Source organism: Sphingobacterium corticibacterium (assembly GCF_004208525.1).
Taxonomy (GTDB): Bacteria; Bacteroidota; Bacteroidia; order Sphingobacteriales; family Sphingobacteriaceae; genus Sphingobacterium; species Sphingobacterium corticibacterium.
In genome coordinates this window covers 1,803,437-1,823,858 of record NZ_SGIT01000001.1, presented here as the reverse complement: position 1 = coordinate 1,823,858, position 20,422 = coordinate 1,803,437, and the positions used below count along the sequence as shown (strand labels likewise).

The following is a 20,422-nucleotide window of genomic DNA, read 5'->3' as shown; positions in this document are numbered from 1 at the left end:
CATCTGTGCTCCTGAAACGAATACCTTATTAAAAGGATGATAAGCACAGGATGAAAGTAACACCGGCTCTTTTACAAAAATTTCATCGGGGGCACTGTAGTCCAGACGAGGAAGAAGCGGTACGAAAATGGCTCGACGCCGACGACATTTTCGAAGATGTGCTAACTGAACCTACTGGTCAAGAACTTCGCATCGGTGAGGAACTATGGCAGCGACTACATGCAAACCAGTTGGATGACTCGACGGAAACTCCACACGATTTAGGTGTTGCTCCGAGGAAACATAAACCAGTTAAATGGCTGGTTTATTCCATGGGAGCGGCAGCTTTGCTCATGCTATGTGGGCTTCTTGTAATTTGGAATAATTGGCACGGTGTTGCCAACCAAAAAACAGTGGTGATCCCCTATGCGAATAAGGGAGAATTAATACTCCCTGACGGCACTGTTGTCTACCTCAATGCCGGGAGCAAGTTAGACTATCCGGAGCAGTTTAGCCAGAAAGAAAGGATGGTGAAATTGAGTGGAGAGGCTTTTTTTGAGGTCGCCCGTGATACCTTACGGCCTTTTCGTATCGTTACTGATGGCACGGTGGTCGAAGTGTTAGGCACTGCCTTTAATCTTACTGCTTATCCCGGGGAGAAACAGCGGTTAGAAGTTGTGCGTGGAGCGGTACGCTTTAAATCGGCGTCCAGTGAAAAGCAGTTGGTGGTTAAAGCTGGCCAAAGTGCTTCCCGTGATGAGCACCGTGAGATACGATACGGTTCACCTGTCGAAACAAAATCGGCGCTATGGAGGGACGACGCTCTTATATTTAAGAATAGTACCTTGAAAGAGGTCGCTCATGTGTTGGAACGGCTATATGATGTAAAAATCATATTTAATAAACAAATGTTCGAAGAGTTACGCTTTACAGGGAAATTTGTGGCTGTACCTTTAAAAACAGTCCTAGAAGATATAAGTTATGTCCTAAAAATAAAATACAGTGCAGAAGATAAAGAAATACATTTTTACTAAAAAAAATAATAAACAATGAACGATACGACTTAAGGAATACTTTAAAGATACAAAAATAAGACCGAATGCCTGTCTGCAAACCCGACATTCGGCCCTTGGAAAATTACATCAATAGCATAGAAACTATCAATATAATATGTACAAAAATATGAAAAAGGTACCACTAAATCATTTGGGTACGCAAAAAACAGGTCTCTTCTTACTTCATTTATTGCTCATCTTGATTTTGCCTAAATTATCTTTGGCACAACAAGACCCGTTGGAAAGAACCGTTACCATACACGCATCTGAAATTACGTTAGAGACGGCATTGCACCGTATCGCTAAATTGGCAAACTGCTCATTTTCCTACAATAATGCCGCCATAGAAACACAAAGGAAAGTAAGCCTGTCTTTCGAAAACAAAACTGTAAATAGCATTTTAGACCACATTGTTCCCTCCGCCACAGCCTCGTGGCGCTCACGTGGCAATCAAATTTCTATCCGATTTGCGACAGAAGATATTGCTGCTAATTCCATGAAAAATGAAGAGATTAGAGAGGTTTTAGTGACGGCCAGCCGTATGCCGGAGAGTATCGATGAGGTGCCGTCTTCGGTAACGATATTAGGCAAAGAACAAATTGAACAGCAGATCAGCATTAACCCCTCAATCAGTGAAATTCTGGCATTTACCGTACCTGGCTTAGGGCCTTCAACCAATAAAGCGACAAACTCCGGGCAGACACTACGCGGACGCAGCGTATTGGTATTGATAGATGGTATACCGCAGTCGACTCCACTCATGAACGGCAACCGGGATATCCGTTCACTCGATCCAGCCATTATCGAACGTGTGGAAGTTATAAAAGGAGCGACGTCTATATACGGAAACGGTTCGGGAGGAGGTATCATAAACTATATTACTAGAAAGCCTGATGCGACTAAACGTATTGCCGGACAAACATTCGTAGGATTAAATGGCCATCCTGGTTCGCTAGATAATTCCATTGGATATAGACTATCCCAGTCTTTCAGTGGTACTATTGACAGATTCTCTTATGTAGCGAGCGCTACCTATAATTATACTGGTTTGTTGAAAGACGCTGAGGGGAATATACTAGGGCAGGAAGATGGTCTGGGACAATCGTACGCGCTGAATACCTTCGCAAAGGCTACTTACCAATTTAATACCCACAGTGATCTTACCGTTGCTTATAGTTTTTTCAGAAGTCTGCAAAATAGTGATTACATTGTAGAACCCGGTGTTTATGGTGAATATCCGGCAATGGGGGTAAAAGGCGAAGATCCAGGAGATCCGGCAGGAACACCGCAAAACCATAATGTTTTTGCTACCTATAAACTTCGTAATCTCCCTTTCGGGAGTGAGCTGGATCTCACGGGTTATTTCCATCGATTTCTATCGACCAACCGTTATGTTGCCAGATCAAATGGATGGTACGGTCCTGGTCAGACACAAATCAGTTCCAAAAAGAAAGGTGTTCGTCTGAACTTACTCACGCCTTTTGGCAGTGGACGTATAAAAGGAACTGTCGCGTACGGCATGGATCTCTTGGGAGATGACACTTATCAGCCGCTGTTGGATGGAAGAGTCTACATACCCCATATGGACATGACGAATATAGCGCCGTATGCCCAGCTTAAAATTGATATGCTTGATCACCTGATATTCAAAGGAGGTATCCGCTATGAGAATGCGCGGGTAGATGTGAAAGACTACCAAACGCTTCCTAAAGATGCAGATGGTGGTGGCGTAGTAGCTGTGAAAGGGGGGCGGATAAATTATAAAAGTGCGATGTTTAATGCAGGTTTACGCTATAATAAATATGAATATTTTAATCCGTTTGTAAGTTTTTCCCAAGCCTTTGGTCTGAACGAATTGGGACGTATACTACGATCTGCTGACGTGGAAGATATGGTACTGCTCCAAACTGACCCTATTATCACCAATAATTATGAAGCTGGTTTTAGCAGCCGTTTTTCTATCTTCAACTTAACGGCGGCCTATTACATCAGTACCTCTAAGCTGGGGGCTAACTTAGTCGCAAATGAAAGCGGTACAATGTTGCCTCAACGTAATCCCGAGCGGGTACATGGCTATGAGTTGACACTTGATGCGCAGTTATTGAAAGTTTTTGGGGTAGGTGCGACTTACGCGTATGTCGAGGGTAAAGCAGAAAAAGAAGACGGCACCAAAGAATATTTGGGATTCGCCCGTATTGCACCGCCAAAAGCTACTGCATACGCGCGATACAAAGCTACTGATAAGCTGGATCTTCAGTTGTTTTGGGTTTACACCGGAAATCGTGACCGTTTTGACCCAAAGGAAGATGGCGAATATAGAACCGGACAGGGACCCGTTAAGTCAGTTAATATTTTTAACCTGAGCAGTTCCTATCGGATGAACAACGCCATGCGAATCGGACTAGGTGTAGAAAATATCTTTAATAAAGCTTACTATCCGTTCTATAGCCAATATAGCGTAGACAATATTCGCTACACAATGGGCAACGGTGCGCGCGCAAATCTTAACTTTACGTATACATATTAATGCGCTTTCTAAAGAAGCTAAATGCATGGTTACATTTGTGGTTAGGTCTAATAACGGGCCTAATCACTTTTATTGTAAGTATAACAGGTTGTCTGTATGTATTCATCGACGAGATAAGGGAGATAGCCCACCGTGATCGGCTTTACGTCCAAGTGGAGGACGTATCATACCAGCCGCTATCGATATTAATGGAGCAAGCCCAATCTGCTGTACCCGTTATACACGAAATTGTGCGGGCGGATATACAGCCCGCACCCGGGCGAACCTGGGCGTTCCGTGCCGGAACGAAGTATAGGGTCTACGTGAATCCCTACAGTGCTGCGGTGGTATATGTCGAAGATCAAAACAAAGAATTTTTTCGCATTATGCTCGAACTGCATCGAAACCTGCTCTTGGGAAAGAAAATCGGACAACCACTAGTCGCTTATTCGATCCTTATTTTTCTCTTACTTTGTTTGAGTGGACTCGTGCTCTGGTGGCCAAAAAAATGGAACCGAAAAAGCTTGAAAAAATCTTTTACAGTCAAATGGAAAGCGTCTTTTAAAAGGTTGAATTACGACCTGCATAATGTTTGGGGATTTTATATGTTGATTCCGGGACTGATATTAGCTATGACTGGCTTGGTTTATTCTTTTTCTTGGTTTGACCAAGCTTTCACGTATGGTTTTAGTGGTGGGCAGCATCGCACATCCTGGGAAATACCGAAGTCGGCGCCGAGTAAAAGTTCTGATCAACGTACCATGGACAGTGCATTTATCCAGGTGTTACAACGCTATCCCAATGCGGACATGATATCCATGCGCGTTCGCGAAAAGAAAGACGTACCTTACGATTTTCAGATTCGTATACAAAAAAGCAGAACCTATCATTTTGAATGGTCGTACTATGACAAGCAAACAGCAAAACTACTCTATTCCTATGGCACGGATGACCTGAATACCGCTGATAAGATCCGCGCCATGAATTATGATTTGCATGTCGGTTCTTTTATGGGTTTAACGAGCAAAATTTTTGCTTTTCTATGTTCTATGGTTTGTGCCAGCCTTCCGTTGACCGGATTTTTAATCTGGTATAACAAAAAATGGGGAAAGAAGAAAAAGCGCTATTTTTAATATTCTTACTTTTTTCAGACGCGATAAAGGTTATTATATCGTAAATTTAACTTATGAAGAAAGCGGAAAGAAATAAGGGATTTGTTTTCAAGCAGTACGAAGAGCCCTTTCAGACGCCTTTTGATAAGCTATTTGAGATTTTCAAGGAGCTCATCACCCATACTTCCGGTGATTTTGACGAAGCCATCGATTGGCTGCGGGAACTGGACAAAGAGTTCAAACTGACTACCCCCGAATATACCATAGACGATTTTATAGAGGATTTGAAGAATAAGGGATACATTGTGGAACGCCTTGGTTTGGGTAGTGAGGGAAGTGTAGATATTACGTCAAAGATGGAAAAAGCACTCCGGCAAAACGCCCTGGATCAGATTTTTGGCAAGATGCGTAAAGGTAAATCTGGGAATCACAAAACGAATTACCAAGGACGTAGTGATGAGAACACGGGAGATTTTAGAGACTATCAATATGGGGACAGTCTGGAGAAAATATCGGTGACAGAGAGTTTGAAAAATGCGCAGATTAATCACGGGATAGGGGATTTCAGTTTGTCGGAAAATGATCTGGTGGTAGAGGATACGCAATTTAAGTCACAGATGAGTACGGTGCTAATGATTGATATCAGCCATAGTATGATTCTGTATGGCGAAGACCGTATTACACCGGCGAAGAAAGTAGCAATGGCTTTGTCCGAACTCATCCTTACACGCTATCCAAAAGATTCGCTGGATGTAATTGTTTTTGGCAATGATGCTTGGCCCATTGCGATCAAAGACCTACCGTACCTACAAGTCGGGCCATTCCATACCAATACCGTCGCTGGCGTACAGCTCGCCATGGATATACTTCGACGGAAACGCCATGCAAATAAGCAAATATTCATGATTACGGACGGGAAACCGAGCTGTTTGAATATGCCGGACGGTACATACTATAAAAATCCTATGGGGCTGGATCCGTTTATCACCAGCAAATGCTATAGCGTGGCAGCGCAGGCACGAAAATTGGGCATACCGATTACGACATTTATGATCACGGCTGATCCTTACCTACAGGAGTTTGTCGATGAATTTACGGCGTCGAACCGGGGTAAAGCTTACTATACAGGATTGGGAGATTTAGGTGAAATGATTTTTGAAGATTACGAAGAAAATCGCAAAAAGAGAATTCGCTAAACAGCGAATGGAGAACAATAGAATAAAGATTTTGTGCGCATTTATTTGCGCTTTTAATAGGATATTATATGGATTATACGAGGATAAAGACTTTTGGAGAACTAAAAAATGCGGGATATACACCCAAAACGATCAAAGAAGAGTTGCGTCAAAATCTGATTGCCAAAATACGGAAGGGGGAAACCGTTTTTGAAGGGGTGCACGGATATGAGGATACCGTTATCCCAGAATTGGAAAGAGCTATTCTTTCCAAACACAATATCAATTTGCTCGGGCTTCGGGGGCAGGCAAAGACAAGACTGGCAAGATTGATGGTCAATTTGTTGGATGCATATATTCCTGTTGTGGAGGGCTCAGAGATCAATGACGATCCATATCATCCCATATCACGTTATGCTGTAGAATTGCTGCATGAGAAAGGCGATGATACACCCATCAGCTGGCTTCATCGAAATGAGCGTTTCGCAGAAAAATTGGCTACACCAGATGTGACGGTAGCCGATCTTATTGGCGATGTTGATCCTATCAAAGCAGCAAATTTGAGACTAAGTTATGCCGACGATCGCGTGATCCATTTTGGAATGATTCCCCGGGCGAACCGTTCGATATTTGTGATCAACGAACTGCCGGATCTGCAAGCCAGAATTCAGGTGGCCCTGTTTAATATTTTGCAGGAGGGCGATATACAGATTCGGGGATTCAAGTTGCGCTTGCCACTAGATGTACAATTTGTGTTTACGGCCAATCCGGAAGACTATACTAATAGAGGAAGTATTGTGACGCCGTTGAAGGATCGGATAGGTTCGCAGATTTTGACGCATTACCCAACGTCGGTAGCGGTGGCCAAAACGATCACGGCGCAGGAAGCAGACCTGGAGGCCGGGCAAAAAGAACAGATTTATGTTCCAGAGCTGGCACGAGAAATCGTGGAGCAGATCAGTTTCGAAGCCCGAAGTAGCGAATATATCGATGCGAAAAGCGGGGTCAGTGCGCGCATGAGCATTACGGCATTCCAAAACTTGCTGAGTACAGCTGAGTTGCGTATGTTGCGAAACGGAGACGTGACGACAGCGGTGCGGTTGAGCGATTTTATGGGTGTCGTGCCAGCGATAACGGGAAAAGTAGAGTTGGTATACGAAGGTGAGCAGGAGGGAGCTGCGTCAGTAGCTATACAATTAATCGAAAATGCTATAAAAACCCTTTTTCCTATCTTATTCCCCAAAATAGAGAAACTGGAAAAGGAAAACGAACAATATCCTTACGATGAAATTGTGCGCTGGTTCTCGGATTCGGATGGTATTGAATTACCCGATGAATTAACTGATGGAGATTATCAGCAAATATTGAATCAAGTGGAGCCTATCCGTGCATTGATACAGCAGTATCAACCAGAAACGAAACCGGAAGATATCTATTTTCTCAGTGAATTGGTGCTTTGGGGATTGACTTTGTATAATAAACTAAGTAAATATAGAGTAGACAATGGACTGCAGTTTCAAGATAATTTCCAGCGATACCTTAGAAATAATATATAGAAATTGAAAGCTGAAAATATAACAGAAAGGGCATGGAAAAGAATCAAATAAGTGCAGACGAATTTGTCTCTAAGTTCATGAACGGTAGTGTAGATCATCTGACCTACATCCAAACTCCCATTAAAATATTTTCATTAAAGGACATTGCACCGTACCTAAAAATACCCATTCCGCCGATTTTTTTTGGCTATAATCTGTTGATCTATATTACAGAAGGGTATTTCACGCAGCAAATTGAATCGACAACTTTTATGGTACAGGCTCCGGCCGTGTTAATTTGTAATTACGGACATATATCCGCTATCCACTCGGTTGATAAATCAGCGCAAGGCTATTGTGTCTTAATTAAAGAGCAAGCCATGACGTCCTTATTCAGAGAGCAGGAAATCTTAAATATCTTTACGATTTCTCCTTTACTTAATCTAACGGCGTCCGATAGCGCGGAACTGGACACGCTGCTCGGCCTATTATATACGGAAATCTATAATGAATCGCCTTACAAAGAACTGTATGAAAGTATCTTCAAGACGGTTATTTTAAAGATTATCAAACTTTCTGAAGCGAACAAGTCCTTGGAACGGCGGCAGGAGATTGCTATTGCTTTCAAACAATTAGTGCATCTACATTTTAACAAATATAAAACGGTCGATTTTTATGCAGACCGACTTGCCGTATCGATCAATTACCTCAATCGATGTGTTTCTTCTGTATTTAAAAAATCCTCAAAAGAGCTTATATTGGAGGTTACGATTATTCATAGCCAACTCTTGTTACTGGAGACTAATAAAAGCGTCGCGACCATAGCTTATGAACTGGATTTTGCCGATCCTTCCTATTTCACGCGCCTTTTTAAAAAGATTGTGGGTATGTCTCCTTCTGATTATAGGGAAAGTGTTAGATGATTAAAAGTGTTGTATGCACGATTTGTCCTATATAATGTCCAAGTCCTCATGATCTTTTTTTTCTTAACTGCTTAATTTTGTTTCTGAAGTTGCTGCGGTCTTTTTATAAATGCTGGCGGCAGACATTTAAGAAAAATAGGATTAACATGAACGCAGTAAGAGAACAAATAGACTTTAGCACGTATATCACCGATTTTAGAAGGCATTTAAAGCATTTGTTTCGTGCAGAATTTGATTATAATGCCATGAGTCTTCATCGGGATCTTCCGGCTGACTTTCTTTCGGAGATCATGAAAAAGAAGCCGTTGGCAGTTGCTATTCCAACGCTCTATGGCGGTAGGGGTGTTTCTGTTAAAGAATGTCTGAGCGTTCTTTCAGCGGCGTCTTATGAATCACTAGCGCTTTCCTTGATGTTTGGGATCAATATCGCGTTGTTCTTAGAACCCTTGGCAAAATATGGAGATTATTCCGTTCAGGAGCGTGTGTTTAAGCAGTTTATAGAAAACAGTGCTATGGGTGGACTGATGATCACGGAAAAGGCCTACGGAAGTGACGCGTTGAATATGAAAACGGCTTATCAGCAAGTAGAAAATGGTTACCATATTAAAGGACAAAAGCATTGGCAGGGCTTGAGTGGTGCAGCAGACTTTTGGCTCGTAACGGCCCGCAAATTTAATCCAAATGGTGATTTAGCGCGAGATATAGATTTCTTTGTTACGGATAATAGTATACCTGAACAACATATTCCGATGGTACATCGCTATAATAACCTGGGGTTGTACGCTATTCCTTATGGTATCAATGAGATCGATGTGGTGGTTCCTGAGGAACAGAAGCTCCTAGCAGAAAGCACCGGCATCAAATTGATGTTAGATATGCTGCACCGCAGTAGGCTACAGTTCCCGGGCATGGGGATGGGATTTATTAAAAGACTTTTAGACGAATCGATCCAACACTGTCAAGGAAGAATAGTAGGCGGCGTTCCGTTATTAAACCTCGATTCTGTAAAATATCAACTTGCCAGAATTCAAGCGGCCTATACGATCTGTTCCGGTATGTGTGCATTCAGTGTAGGGCAAAGTGGGATTGAACATAATCTTGCAGCCCTAAGTATTGAAGCAAATACGTTAAAAGCTTTCGTAACCGACCTGATGCAGGAAACCGCACAGATTAGCTTACAACTAGCTGGTGCGAACGGATTCCGACTAGATCATCTGGCAGGTAGGGCTATTGTTGACAGCCGACCGTTTCAGATTTTTGAAGGCTCGAATGAGATGCTATATGCGCAGATCGCAGACGGTATACTTAAATTGATGCGCAGAGTAAAAGAAGATAACCTGTTAAGCTTTTTGACCACGTATAGCCGTACGAATTTAAGTGCGGATTTCTTTAAGACGTATTTAGATTTTAATATTGATAGCGCGGTAAAACAGCGTGATTTGGTAACGCTTGGTAGTATGATCGCGCGTGTGATCAGTTTCCAATTTGTCTTAACGTTGGATGGATTTAATACGCAGTTAGTGGAAATTACAAGGCAGTATATTCTTAAAGACTTAGCCATGTTCCACGGACAACTGCATTCGAAAAATGATGCGGATCCTGTATTGGATTACGAGGCCAATTCAGATTGGGCTAATTTTTTAGCATAATGATTGTATACACATTGCTGTCTATTATAGTATATTAGCGTAATATAATAGACTAACAAAAAATTGAACAGAAGAATATGCGTTATACACCCAATCCAGACAGATACCAACAGATGGTATACCACAAATGTGGAAATAGTGGGCTGAAATTACCAGCGGTATCATTAGGTTTATGGCACAATTTCGGTGATGACAAACCGCATAACATCAAACAACAGATCTGTCGGACAGCTTTTGACCTTGGAATTACCCATTTTGATCTTGCCAATAACTATGGTCCGCCTCCCGGAACAGCGGAACAGGCTTTCGGAAGGATACTAAAAGAGGACTTTGCAGGTTTGCGGGACGAACTTAATATTTCTACAAAAGCTGGTTATGATATGTGGCCCGGGCCATACGGCGAATGGGGAAGCAAAAAATACCTGATAGCTAGCTGTGATCAGAGCCTCAAACGAATGGGACTGGATTACGTCGATATTTTTTATTCCCACCGCTTTGATCCCAATACGCCACTGGAAGAAACCATGCAGGCCCTCGACCAGATTGTACGATCCGGTAAGGCATTGTATGTAGGGCTTTCTTCTTATAACAGCAGGCGTACAAAAGAAGCCGTTGCTATACTTAACGATCTGGGAACGCCGTGCCTTATCCATCAACCAAGCTATTCCATGCTTAATCGTTGGGTTGAAGATGATGGACTGATCGATACCCTGGATGAACTTGGAGTAGGTTCTATTGTTTTTTCACCACTTGCCCAGGGAATGCTCACGACAAAATACCTAAACGATATACCTGAAGGGAGCCGTGCTACTCAACATAAGTCGTTAAATCCAAATTTTCTAAGTAATGAAAATCTAGAAAAGATAAGGTCGTTGAATACCATTGCTGAAAGCCGTGGTCAAACGTTAGCGCAAATGGCTATTGCCTGGGTTCTCAAAAAAGGACGGATTACATCTGCCCTTATTGGAGCCAGTAGACCGGAGCAGGTTATTGATTGTGTAGGCGCCATAAATAATCTTGATTTTACCGACGCTGAACTTGCGGAAATAGATCATTTTGCAACGGATGGCGGACTGAATATCTGGGCAAGATCGGCAGAACTAGATTAGGTTTGCCGTTTTCCCTATGGGATAGGAGCTATTTATGTTGAATTTTTTGGTGTAGTTTTACGGTGAAACGAGTATAAAAGATAAAACAAAAAAGGGAGGATAAACACCGAACCAAGCAATAATGCCCATGCTAGTGCTTCTATTGTTTTTTCACTTCCTTGATGATCAAATAAAGAAAGAGATTCTTCATTGGCAAGGAGGATGAGGTCGGGGAAATGGTTATATGTAGCGGCCACGAGAATCATAAAAGTCTGAAAGGCTACACATACGCGCATAATCGTACTTTTTTCTTTTGTGAACCCCCAAAATAATACAATGATCGATAGGCTAGCCAATACCACAGCAATTTGACCTATAGTTTGCCCAAAGATCCAGTTGAATAAAGGAATGTCCGCAAAATGAGCTGTTATAAAAACCGCAATACCGGATAATAATACAACAAAAAAATAAATTTTGGCTCTGCGGGTAAGATAGCGCATAAATTCGCTGCTTTCTGCTTCTCCGATAATATAAATTGAAGCTAAATATGCACTGATTGCAACGGTAAATATACCGACACTAATACCAAATGGATTCCACCAGCTATAAACATATGCGCTTAGGAAATCGGTATGATGTAAGTTGATGGAGCGGGAGACGGTGCTCGCAGCAATAAGGCCTAAAAAGAAAGGGGTGATCAAGCTACTGATTTGGAAAATTCTATTGTAGACGATTTGCCAATCATCATCAATAGCATCATAGTGTCGAAATGTAAAAGCTGTACCTCTGGCAATAACACCCAATAGCATAAGCACTAACGGGATGTGCAAATAGATCGATATGGTGCTGTATATGGTGGGGAATCCAACAAATAAAATGACGATAGCAATAATCAACCACATGTGGTTTGCTTCCCAAATTGGCCCAATTGATCTATAAGTCGTTCTTTTGACCGTTTGGATATGTTTTTTGCCCGTAAATATTTCCAATACGCCTACCCCAAAATCAGCGCCGCCAAGAATCAAATAAAGATAGAGTGATACCCATAAAAAGGCAATTACGACGTACAACATGGCCTAATGTTTTAAATTGTTTTTAAAATGAGGGTCAGTAGGATCATAGAGCTTGCCTACCATTTTCATTTGTCGATAGAGTAAGAATATCACAATGGTGGACAACGATATAAATACCGCTGTGAAAATGTAAAATGAATACACTATTCCGGGCATCGGTGTAACAGCGTCTTTTGTGCGCATAATCTCATAGATGATCCATGGTTGTCTACCAACCTCCGTAACAACCCATCCAGCTTCCAGGGCGATGTATCCCAAGGGAATAGCAAAAACAAAAAGTTTCAGGAACCAGGGTGAAGAAAGCCAATTTCTTTTCTTCCATATCGCGACGATATAGATAAGCGAAATCAAACAAAGTAACATGCCTAAACTTATCATGATCTGGAAGGCGTAATGCGTAATGGCGACAGGAGGGAGGTTTTCTTTTGGAAACTCATTTAGGCCCTTCACTGGCGTTTCAAAATCACCATGCACTAAAAAACTCAGGACTCCGGGTAGTTTAATCGCATAGTCTACTTTTTGATTCTCTTCATCTACGATGCCGCCTATAATGAAAGGCGAGTACGGTTCCGTATGAAAATGTGCTTCCATCGCGGCCAACTTAATAGGTTGGCGCTTGGCCACATCCTTCGCTGAAATATCGCCACTGATAGGCTGTAATAAGGCGGCTATACAAGCGCAGGTCGCTGCAATAAAAAAAGCTCTACGGTGGAATTCGATGTTTTTATTTTTTAAGATCATTAAGGCGTGAACACCAGCAACAGCGAACCCTGTAGCGACAAAAGCGGCCAAAACCATATGTAAAGCCTGCGAAAACCAAGCATCATTAAGCATGGCTTTGATCGGATCAATATTCGAGTAAACGCCATCATGGTAATCGAATCCGGAAGGACTGTTCATCCACGCGTTTGCTGCGACTACTAAGATGCCCGATGCAAGTCCGCTAATACCTACCAATACGCCTGTCGCCCAATGAAACCACTTGTTAAATCTGTCCCAGCCGTATAAGAAAAAACCTAAAGCAATAGCTTCTATAAAAAAGGCTGTTCCTTCTAATGAAAAAGGCATCCCGAAAATTGGACCGGCATGTTTCATGAACCCGGGCCAAAGTAATCCTAACTCGAAGGAAAGCATAGTACCCGAAACAGCCCCTGTTGCAAATAAAATCGCTACACCTTTGCTCCATGCTTTTGTTAAACCTTTATATACTTCATCTCCTGTTTTTAAGTACTTGTAATGACTAATAGCCATGAATATGGGCATGACCATACCTACACAAGCAAAAATGATGTGAAAGCCCAAAGAAAGTGCCATTTGTGATCGAGCCGCAATAAAATCGTCCATACTCGTCTAATTTAGCTATTTAAACCGCTACTTTCCAAGTAAAATGTAACACATTATCTTTTTCCTGTCGTCTTAAACGACAAAAGCCTTCTCGCCTTAAATATTTTTTATTTTTCACCATTTGTATTACTCCTTTTATGCTTTTAGAACGTCTTTATAATAGTAGTTTCATAAAGACGAACAAATGATGAGATTAATAGGAATTGTATTACTTTTTGCATTATTATTAGCAGGAAGGCCTTCTAAGCTAGACGTGTCTTCATTACCACCGACTATAGACACCAATTTCCACCTTTATTTATTGGTTGGACAATCAAACATGGCAGGAAGAGGGAAAGTGGATTTGGCTAGTAAAATAATTGATTCTGCTATTTTGACGCTGGATAACAATGGAGCATGGGTATATGCAAAGGATCCTATACATTTCGACAAATCTTTTGCCGGGGTCGGACCAGGGATTAGCTTCGCACATACCATGTTATCTAAAGAAACGGATTCTACTGTTCGTATCGGATTGATTCCTTGCGCCGTAGGCGGAACGTCCATCGATCGGTGGTTTGCCAGCCAGCAGGATCCCGTAACGAAAGCATTTCCTTATGATGATGCCATCAAACGTGCGAAGATTGCAATGAAAAGCGGCGTATTGAAAGGAATTTTATGGCATCAAGGAGAAGCAGATAATGCGGATGTTCGAGCAGCACAATACCAAGACAAGTTAGCCAGCCTCGTCCAGAATTTTCGGAACGATCTTTCTGGTGATTTCCCTTTTGTCGTAGGTGAAATTGGTCATTTTAAACCAAGGCTGCCGATTAATGACGTGCTTAACCATGCCCCTCATTTTATACCTAATTCAGCTGTGGTAAGCGCTGAAGGGTTAAAAGACGTGGGGGATGGAACGCACTTTAATACGTGGTCGGCAAGGTTACTCGGACAACGGTATGCTGAAGCTATGTGTAGCTTGCTAGCGCAGACTAAGTGATGCTAACCTTTGCTTAATTTTATCTAAACCAAACTTGGTGTCGTTTGTGTACCATTGATCAAAGACACCATGGTCTGCACGGTGCAGCCAAGCCTGCGCGCTGGTTATGTCTTCTAGACTAGCCTGAATAAACGCACGCCTATCGTTTTTTTCAGTTGATGCTTGGTAGGCTTTGGTTAAGTTATATAGCATACGGTTGAGCTGTAACATAAAGTGAGCTTGTCCACGTAGATTATCATCAAAAAACTGCTTGCCTTCCTCTATTTTTTCATAAATATGGTCAGCCTCAGCAGTAATCTTCTCTAATTTAGCTATACTAGATGCAGTGCCATGAAGCACGGCGTTTAATTGGATATTTTTTTCTGGCGAAGAAACGATACGGAAATAGCCCGCGCTACCTTTGTCAGGATTGTCCAATGCATGGTTGTCAAAAGGATTATTTCGATGTTTACCCTTTTCCATATCACCTATTAACGTTTCTGCTGCACGAGCATACCGCATATCTTGAAAAAGATATTGCCGTTCGAAGCCCGGAATGTCGCTTTCCTTTTGTTGCCAGTAGGAGCGAAAAAAAGCGTCGTACAGTAAAGCGATCTGAGAAGCATGTTCTTCTCCAAAATAGGTCTTGCAAAAAGTTGTATAAAAAGAAGGGCAATCAAACGAATCCATGTCCCACATCATTTCTGCATTTGCCGATAGCTCCAATACATGCTCTCTGATATTACCAGCATTGACGACCGAGAAAACTAGGTTACCGCCGCTTAAGCTATCCACCATTCTGAAGTTTTGTTCCATTTTTCGTGGACCTTCCGCCTGCGCCAAGTGAGATCCGGAAGACGTGAATTGAAAATTTAAGTAGTAGCCTGTCGGTTCGCCCGAAAAAGAATAACCCCTAATGTCCGCAGCAGGAAAATGGTCGCGTCGGGCGGCGACGAAATTCCGAATTAGGGAGGGTTCATCCGGCAAATTGAAATGTCCATTGGCAACCAGTGTCGACATTTCGTTATAAAGCGTCAGTCGCATAAGAGGATGTTGTTCGCCCGTTACTTCCTTCACGATCTCCACCTGTCGCTTGACCATGGCATCGATTACATCGGCACGGTCTTGCGGACTGGCTGGCGCATCCGGGAAGAATTCCCAGAAAGGGATATCACGATTTCCGCGGAAACCGACTAACCATATAATATTGGCCTCATTGCGTGTAGCAAGTGTTGCATGATAATGCCACCACTGCGTTAGCGCATCAATATGTTCAATTTTCAATGCGGGCGGCTGTTGTTTCTTGATTTGTTTCCAGTAGGCATTCCAATATCTGTAATTAGATCCGAAAATTAACATATGGTGACCGGTAATGATGAGTCCGCGTTGTTGTGCTAAAGTTGCTTCTCGACCCAGTGGATAAGGGGGGATATAACTTCTTTCATCAGCGATTTCACCTTCCAGTGTGTTCAATTTTAGGCGAAGCATCGTTTCGTACATAGCTTCGAAATTCTCGTAGGAAAGCTTTTGCCACGGATTTATAAGATCCCTATCATTTGGGAACCATGCTCGATATTTCACCGAGGGCGAAGAAACGTTGATATGAAATTCATGTGGGACAATCAGCTGTTCCTGACGAACCGGCTTTTCTGATGTCCAGCGCCATAGCGGTTTCACGCCTAAAACTGATTCGCTGAACGTATATATAGCGTATATGGTTCCGCGCATATCGGCACCGTTTATTATAATGCGGTTACCATCTTGATAAACTTGATGAGCTTCCCAACCACGAACATCAGGTTTCGAGCCGGAGTACCGATCACCTGTGGCGACAACTATTGCCGAACTTGTCAATGTATCGGTCAATACCGAGGTCTCTCCTAAAACGTTATTGAGATCCCGTAACAAATCCTTAACAGCCCGTCTCACAGCCTGGGGTTCATCCGGATGGACAAACACCGGAATGCCCCCCTTAATTATCATGCTGTCTTCCATCGATTTCCTAGCGCTGTAGCGCGTTTCCAATGATAAACTGAACGCTGATGGCAACTGTTGTCCCATGACAACAATTAACAAGTATATATGAAAAAATTTTCTCATCACGTTAACTTTAAACACTAATTCAAAGGAATGGTTTCGTAGGCCGTGTAAAAGGTATCAATCGCCATGGGATGGGGCAAAAATACAGTACGGTAGCGTAAATCGGTATCTGGTTTGCGTTCTGGTAATGAGGTTGTGGTTGTTTCCGCATCTGCAAACACCGTTCGAATCTGATTTTGTGTATCTGCATACTCCAACGAAGTTCCGATCAATCCGGTGTCACTTGATTCTCCCCAATACACCCGCGTTGTGTCGTTAACAATTTCCACACGCTGTATAGGCCTGTTCAAGAGAGAATTCGTGTACAAATCGCCGTACGCGCGACCCTGTGCTTCCACTCTTACCGATTGATTTCCGTCCGCGTCATACGTAAAATATTCAAAGAGATAGTCACGTTCCTCCATATCAGAAAGCAAAGTTTTCATACTATCGATACCCGACGAATGGGCAACCGTGAGTTCCATCGAATCGGTTCGGTTATCCCAATAAATTTTAACACGAGTCACATTCGGATCGAACAATAACCACGACAACAATAGCCGGTTTTTCCCTGGAAATACGCTTACAGAATCTGCCTTTCCAGGATAAATAATCTTGCCATCCTTAATAAAGTCGGCATAAGTAGCATCCATACGGCTACAACTCGTTGCGCAAAGGATGCCAAAAGATATTAAAAATAAAAGAATTCTTGTTTTCATTTGTCTAAATTCATGTGTTAACAGCGTTTGGGTGGGAGCTATTCTTCCACAGACCCAAACATCGAAATTTCATTTACCCACACATTCTGTGTGGCTGGATCCCATACTTCCAGTGTCTTGAAGCGAATATAGCGTACCGGTGGAGCATCTGACGGAAAAACAAAGTTATCACCCGCCGTGGCATGTGCTATATCTTCTTCCGTTGTAGATCCCAATGGTAACCCTGAAGGCTTGAATGAAGTGAATGTTGCCATCAATGTCCAGCTCTCCCAACTACCATCTGCAGCAGGATCTGTACTTCCCCAAATTTCTATTACTTTGGCATTTCCTTGCGCAAATAGCCCAGCTTTCATCCAATATTGCATCCGGCTTAATTTAGCCGTTACACCCAGGTCGAATGTAAACCATTGTGGTATCGGGCTGGGTAAGATAGACTGGAAATTATGGTTCTGCCCACTGGTTGCCCGATTTCCATTCCATATCGCCGAAACTCCCGCACTGCCGGCATAACGTTTTTGCCAAGTATCTGTAGGTAAACGTACTTCTTTGAAACGACTCTTGTCCAATTCCATTTCAAAATATGGCGTTAAATCACGCACTAATGTATCTGAATAATTTTCCCAACGATCCCTGAGATATACACCAAACCGCCTTTTTTCAGGTTTAAATCCACGTGCAGTAAACATACCTTCGCGCTGTCTAGTATAATACGTCTCCACCGGTTCCCATATTCCATTCGGCTCAAGCGTCACAACATACATGACGATGTCTGCCTCTGTATCGTTTTTCATCAAAACGTTCAAGCCGCCGAAATCCTCGTTCATGACTAACGTCTCATACACACTTTCAATGGGAGGTGTGTATGGGTGAACCTGTACAACAACCGGCGCTGATTCTTTCTCGTCCCGACCGACAGCATACAGCTTAACGTCATAAACCCCTGTTTTTCCAAAACCGTCCAACACGATCTGATTGGTATAATAAGTTGCTTTTTTTTCTCTTTTTACACCGGGACGAATTTCATATTCCGCTTTGACGTACCAAAGTTCCTTGCCTGGTGGTAAGTCATAGGTAAGCGTAGCCCCCCCTTGAAAATTTTCCACCTTGACATTGCCTACAGGACCCGGTGTAGGCCAATCCTTTTCTATAGGGCTAAGTTTTGAATCGCAAGCTGCTACTAGAATAATACTGATAGCAACTAGCGGTAGAAGTATACGTGATATTTTTTTGTTTTTCATAAAACAATTGTTTTAAGTTTTCTAATCTCCTTTACCAACCTGGGCTCTGAACTAAAGCACGGTTAACCAGTAGTGTTTGCTCCTGAAGCGGCCAAAAATAATCGCGGAAGCGGAATGTGGTTTGATACAATGCCCGTTGCCGATAATAATTTTCAGCCTCTTTTTGCGCGATGTCCCATCCCGATATAGTTCTGTTTAAAACCGTTTCCCCTATCTTCCACCGACGTATATCCCAAAAGCGCTTTCCTTCAAAAGCCAACTCAATCATACGTTCTCTACGGATGATGTCGCGCAGCCCTTCTTGACTAGTATATTTAGAAGGCTGTGTAGAATATTGTGACCACGAGTCCTCTACGGTTTCCAAGCCAGCCCGCTCTCTAACTAAATTTATCCAATTGAGCGCATCCGACGACGGGCCCTGAGCTTCATTCAGTGCCTCTGCATACAAAAGATATAGGTCTGCCAGCCGCATCACGGGCCATGGATAAGCTTCGACTGTATAACGATTCGGAGCTTCAATGATGTTTTGATAATGCACTAATTTTTTTGTCCAGTAGCCGGTATTGGAGTACGAATTCGAGGAAACCATGGAGGCAAACTGTCCCACTTTCGCTTGCAAGTAATTGGTATTGTTGTCGTCAAATAACCCATGGCCATACCAAATGCCACCATCGAAACCTAAATAGGCGTAATAGCGATGTTCCCGCCGGTAATTTATCTTGGCTGTTGTATATCCTTCTTTGATATGATATTTGTCGATAGCTGTAGCCGTTTCCAATTGGAAACGGTCGCTATATGTCCAGGTTTTATCTTCCGTAATGGGGACGCCGTTTTGGCTGTAAAACATCTCGACGATGTGTAAAGGCGGAGCAAGGTTGCCTCGGGTAGAAACCACTTCTACCGTTGTGGCGGTTAAACCCCGTACCATCGCCTGACTCTGTATACCACTGGTTCCTCCGCCAGCCATACTATTGGGGTCACCCCAAATAATTTCGGGATTCCAGCGCTCAACAACTGCATTGCGTAAATCCATCTGTGTTTTGATTTCTGGTGAAAGCGGAAATACCACGATTCCCGGATTAAAGCGATACAATTCCCGTCCAGCTGCGTGACATTGCTCGATGGCTTCTTTGCACGCTAGGACAGCGTTGTTCCATTTATCTACATCATATGTCGTATTGAATAATGGTGTGCCGTCATGATTTGTGTACCCTTGATAAGAACTGTTACCATTAAAAAGGGGACTCGCAGCCGTAACTAAAATATAGGCTTTAATACTCTTGGCGATGGGTTGCGTAATTCGTCCCAGTTCTGTTATTTCACTGTCGAGCAATGCGGGCAATGATTCCATTCCCTCATCGATAAGCCCGATGATATAATCAAAACATTCGTCTACCGGATCACGCGGAATTTGCACCTCGTCTACAGTCGCTGAAACAGGAATATTTTCACGCATCAGCGGAATAGGACCATACATCCGTACCAGCCAGAAGTGGTAATAAGCTTTCAAAAACTTCACTTCAGCAACCCATCTATTTCTTTCATCTTCTCCTAGATCAGGAACTCGACCAATATTTTCCAAGAAGATATTGCAATCGCGGATGCCCATGAATAAATTGGTGCCGCCATTTCCACCATCCCAAGAATTGTTAAAGGGATTGACGATATTCTGATTGCCTCTTACGATATTGGAAGCCGGAGCGTTGAAATCAACAAACTGTTCCCGAATCCAAAACTCATCGCTCCCCATAAATGCAGGGTTAGAAGTCAGACTGGCATGAGCAGGCATCCAAGAATAGCAAGTGAACAGATACCGCTCTGCCGTACTTCGCATATTAAAAGCGTGTTCTAAAACAGCTACATTATCCGGAACGATATCCAGATAACTATTGCAAGAGCTAACAGAGATTATTATTGCTATGAAGAATGCCTTCATAGACATCATAATCGCAAACTTTTTATTTGTCTTCATTAGATATATTTTTATTT

General features: G+C 42.6%; 15 protein-coding genes. 9 read left to right on the top strand and 6 right to left on the bottom strand.

The features are described from left to right. Positions 1-50: 50 nt before the first annotated feature. From EWE74_RS07880 to mgrA, 8 genes are all read left to right on the top strand, one after another. Positions 51-1,013, top strand: coding sequence for a FecR family protein (locus EWE74_RS07880; RefSeq protein ID WP_130140920.1), 963 nt, complete (start codon positions 51-53; stop codon positions 1,011-1,013). 148 nt (positions 1,014-1,161) lie between these two features. Continuing rightward, on the top strand, positions 1,162-3,561 hold the full coding sequence (locus EWE74_RS07875; protein WP_165384666.1) for a TonB-dependent receptor: 2,400 nt from the start codon (positions 1,162-1,164) through the stop codon (positions 3,559-3,561). Continuing rightward, on the top strand, positions 3,561-4,673 hold the full coding sequence (locus EWE74_RS07870) for a PepSY-associated TM helix domain-containing protein (RefSeq protein ID WP_130140918.1): 1,113 nt from the start codon (positions 3,561-3,563) through the stop codon (positions 4,671-4,673). The genes EWE74_RS07875 and EWE74_RS07870 overlap by 1 nt, the downstream gene beginning before the upstream one ends. Before the next feature lie 53 nt (positions 4,674-4,726). Continuing rightward, positions 4,727-5,848 carry a vWA domain-containing protein gene (locus tag EWE74_RS07865; RefSeq protein WP_130140917.1) on the top strand — a complete coding sequence of 374 codons (1,122 nt, stop codon included), beginning with the start codon at positions 4,727-4,729 and terminating at the stop codon, positions 5,846-5,848. 68 nt (positions 5,849-5,916) lie between these two features. Next, on the top strand, positions 5,917-7,383 hold the full coding sequence (locus EWE74_RS07860) for a sigma 54-interacting transcriptional regulator (RefSeq protein ID WP_130140916.1): 1,467 nt from the start codon (positions 5,917-5,919) through the stop codon (positions 7,381-7,383). A gap of 32 nt (positions 7,384-7,415) precedes the next feature. Next, a complete protein-coding gene (locus EWE74_RS07855; protein WP_130140915.1) occupies positions 7,416-8,285 on the top strand; it encodes a helix-turn-helix domain-containing protein in 870 nt (289 codons plus the stop codon). 146 nt (positions 8,286-8,431) lie between these two features. After that, a complete protein-coding gene (locus EWE74_RS07850) occupies positions 8,432-9,934 on the top strand; it encodes an acyl-CoA dehydrogenase family protein (protein WP_130140914.1) in 1,503 nt (500 codons plus the stop codon). Positions 9,935-10,011: 77 nt separating this feature from the next. Continuing rightward, entirely contained in the window at positions 10,012-11,043 is a 1,032-nt protein-coding gene (gene mgrA, locus EWE74_RS07845) for an L-glyceraldehyde 3-phosphate reductase (RefSeq protein WP_130140913.1), read from the top strand. 32 nt (positions 11,044-11,075) lie between these two features. Here the strand turns inward: mgrA and EWE74_RS07840 are convergent, their stop codons facing one another. Beyond that, complete coding sequence (locus tag EWE74_RS07840; protein ID WP_130140912.1) at positions 11,076-12,095, bottom strand: cytochrome d ubiquinol oxidase subunit II; 1,020 nt, start codon at positions 12,093-12,095, stop codon at positions 11,076-11,078. A 3-nt stretch (positions 12,096-12,098) separates the two neighbouring features. After that, positions 12,099-13,439 (bottom strand): cytochrome ubiquinol oxidase subunit I, encoded by a 1,341-nt coding sequence (locus EWE74_RS07835; RefSeq protein WP_130140911.1) that lies wholly within the window; start codon positions 13,437-13,439, stop codon positions 12,099-12,101. Positions 13,440-13,623: 184 nt separating this feature from the next. On the opposite strand from EWE74_RS07835, the gene EWE74_RS07830 reads away from it, so the two are divergent. Continuing rightward, positions 13,624-14,418 (top strand): sialate O-acetylesterase, encoded by a 795-nt coding sequence (locus tag EWE74_RS07830; protein WP_130140910.1) that lies wholly within the window; start codon positions 13,624-13,626, stop codon positions 14,416-14,418. Here EWE74_RS07830 and EWE74_RS07825 read toward each other — a convergent pair. The 4 genes from EWE74_RS07825 to EWE74_RS07810 are packed head-to-tail and all read right to left on the bottom strand — an operon-like array spanning position 14,401 to position 20,405. Beyond that, a complete protein-coding gene (locus tag EWE74_RS07825; RefSeq protein ID WP_130140909.1) occupies positions 14,401-16,497 on the bottom strand; it encodes a glycosyl hydrolase 115 family protein in 2,097 nt (698 codons plus the stop codon). The genes EWE74_RS07830 and EWE74_RS07825 overlap by 18 nt on opposite strands. Positions 16,498-16,514: 17 nt before the next feature. After that, entirely contained in the window at positions 16,515-17,195 is a 681-nt protein-coding gene (locus EWE74_RS07820; RefSeq protein WP_130140908.1) for a DUF4998 domain-containing protein, read from the bottom strand. A 38-nt stretch (positions 17,196-17,233) separates the two neighbouring features. Further along, entirely contained in the window at positions 17,234-18,433 is a 1,200-nt protein-coding gene (locus EWE74_RS07815) for a DUF5000 domain-containing lipoprotein (protein WP_130140907.1), read from the bottom strand. Positions 18,434-18,464: 31 nt separating this feature from the next. Beyond that, positions 18,465-20,405, bottom strand: a complete 1,941-nt coding sequence (locus EWE74_RS07810) for a RagB/SusD family nutrient uptake outer membrane protein (RefSeq protein ID WP_239018583.1) — start codon at positions 20,403-20,405, stop codon at positions 18,465-18,467. Positions 20,406-20,422: the final 17 nt, after the last annotated feature.

Excerpts from the sequence above, each read along its gene's own strand:
- EWE74_RS07820 (WP_130140908.1), bottom strand. The coding sequence starts at position 17,195 with ATGAAAACAAGAATTCTTTTATTTTTAATATCTTTTGGCATCCTTTGC.
- EWE74_RS07875 (WP_165384666.1), top strand. The coding sequence starts at position 1,162 with ATGAAAAAGGTACCACTAAATCATTTGGGTACGCAAAAAACAGGTCTC.
- EWE74_RS07840 (WP_130140912.1), bottom strand. The coding sequence starts at position 12,095 with ATGTTGTACGTCGTAATTGCCTTTTTATGGGTATCACTCTATCTTTAT.
- EWE74_RS07855 (WP_130140915.1), top strand. The coding sequence starts at position 7,416 with ATGGAAAAGAATCAAATAAGTGCAGACGAATTTGTCTCTAAGTTCATG.
- mgrA (WP_130140913.1), top strand. The coding sequence starts at position 10,012 with ATGCGTTATACACCCAATCCAGACAGATACCAACAGATGGTATACCAC.
- EWE74_RS07850 (WP_130140914.1), top strand. The coding sequence starts at position 8,432 with ATGAACGCAGTAAGAGAACAAATAGACTTTAGCACGTATATCACCGAT.
- EWE74_RS07835 (WP_130140911.1), bottom strand. The coding sequence starts at position 13,439 with ATGGACGATTTTATTGCGGCTCGATCACAAATGGCACTTTCTTTGGGC.
- EWE74_RS07810 (WP_239018583.1), bottom strand. The coding sequence starts at position 20,405 with ATGAAGACAAATAAAAAGTTTGCGATTATGATGTCTATGAAGGCATTC.
- EWE74_RS07830 (WP_130140910.1), top strand. The coding sequence starts at position 13,624 with ATGATGAGATTAATAGGAATTGTATTACTTTTTGCATTATTATTAGCA.
- EWE74_RS07870 (WP_130140918.1), top strand. The coding sequence starts at position 3,561 with ATGCGCTTTCTAAAGAAGCTAAATGCATGGTTACATTTGTGGTTAGGT.
- EWE74_RS07815 (WP_130140907.1), bottom strand. The coding sequence starts at position 18,433 with ATGAAAAACAAAAAAATATCACGTATACTTCTACCGCTAGTTGCTATC.
- EWE74_RS07880 (WP_130140920.1), top strand. The coding sequence starts at position 51 with ATGAAAGTAACACCGGCTCTTTTACAAAAATTTCATCGGGGGCACTGT.
- EWE74_RS07860 (WP_130140916.1), top strand. The coding sequence starts at position 5,917 with ATGGATTATACGAGGATAAAGACTTTTGGAGAACTAAAAAATGCGGGA.
- EWE74_RS07865 (WP_130140917.1), top strand. The coding sequence starts at position 4,727 with ATGAAGAAAGCGGAAAGAAATAAGGGATTTGTTTTCAAGCAGTACGAA.
- EWE74_RS07825 (WP_130140909.1), bottom strand. The coding sequence starts at position 16,497 with ATGAGAAAATTTTTTCATATATACTTGTTAATTGTTGTCATGGGACAA.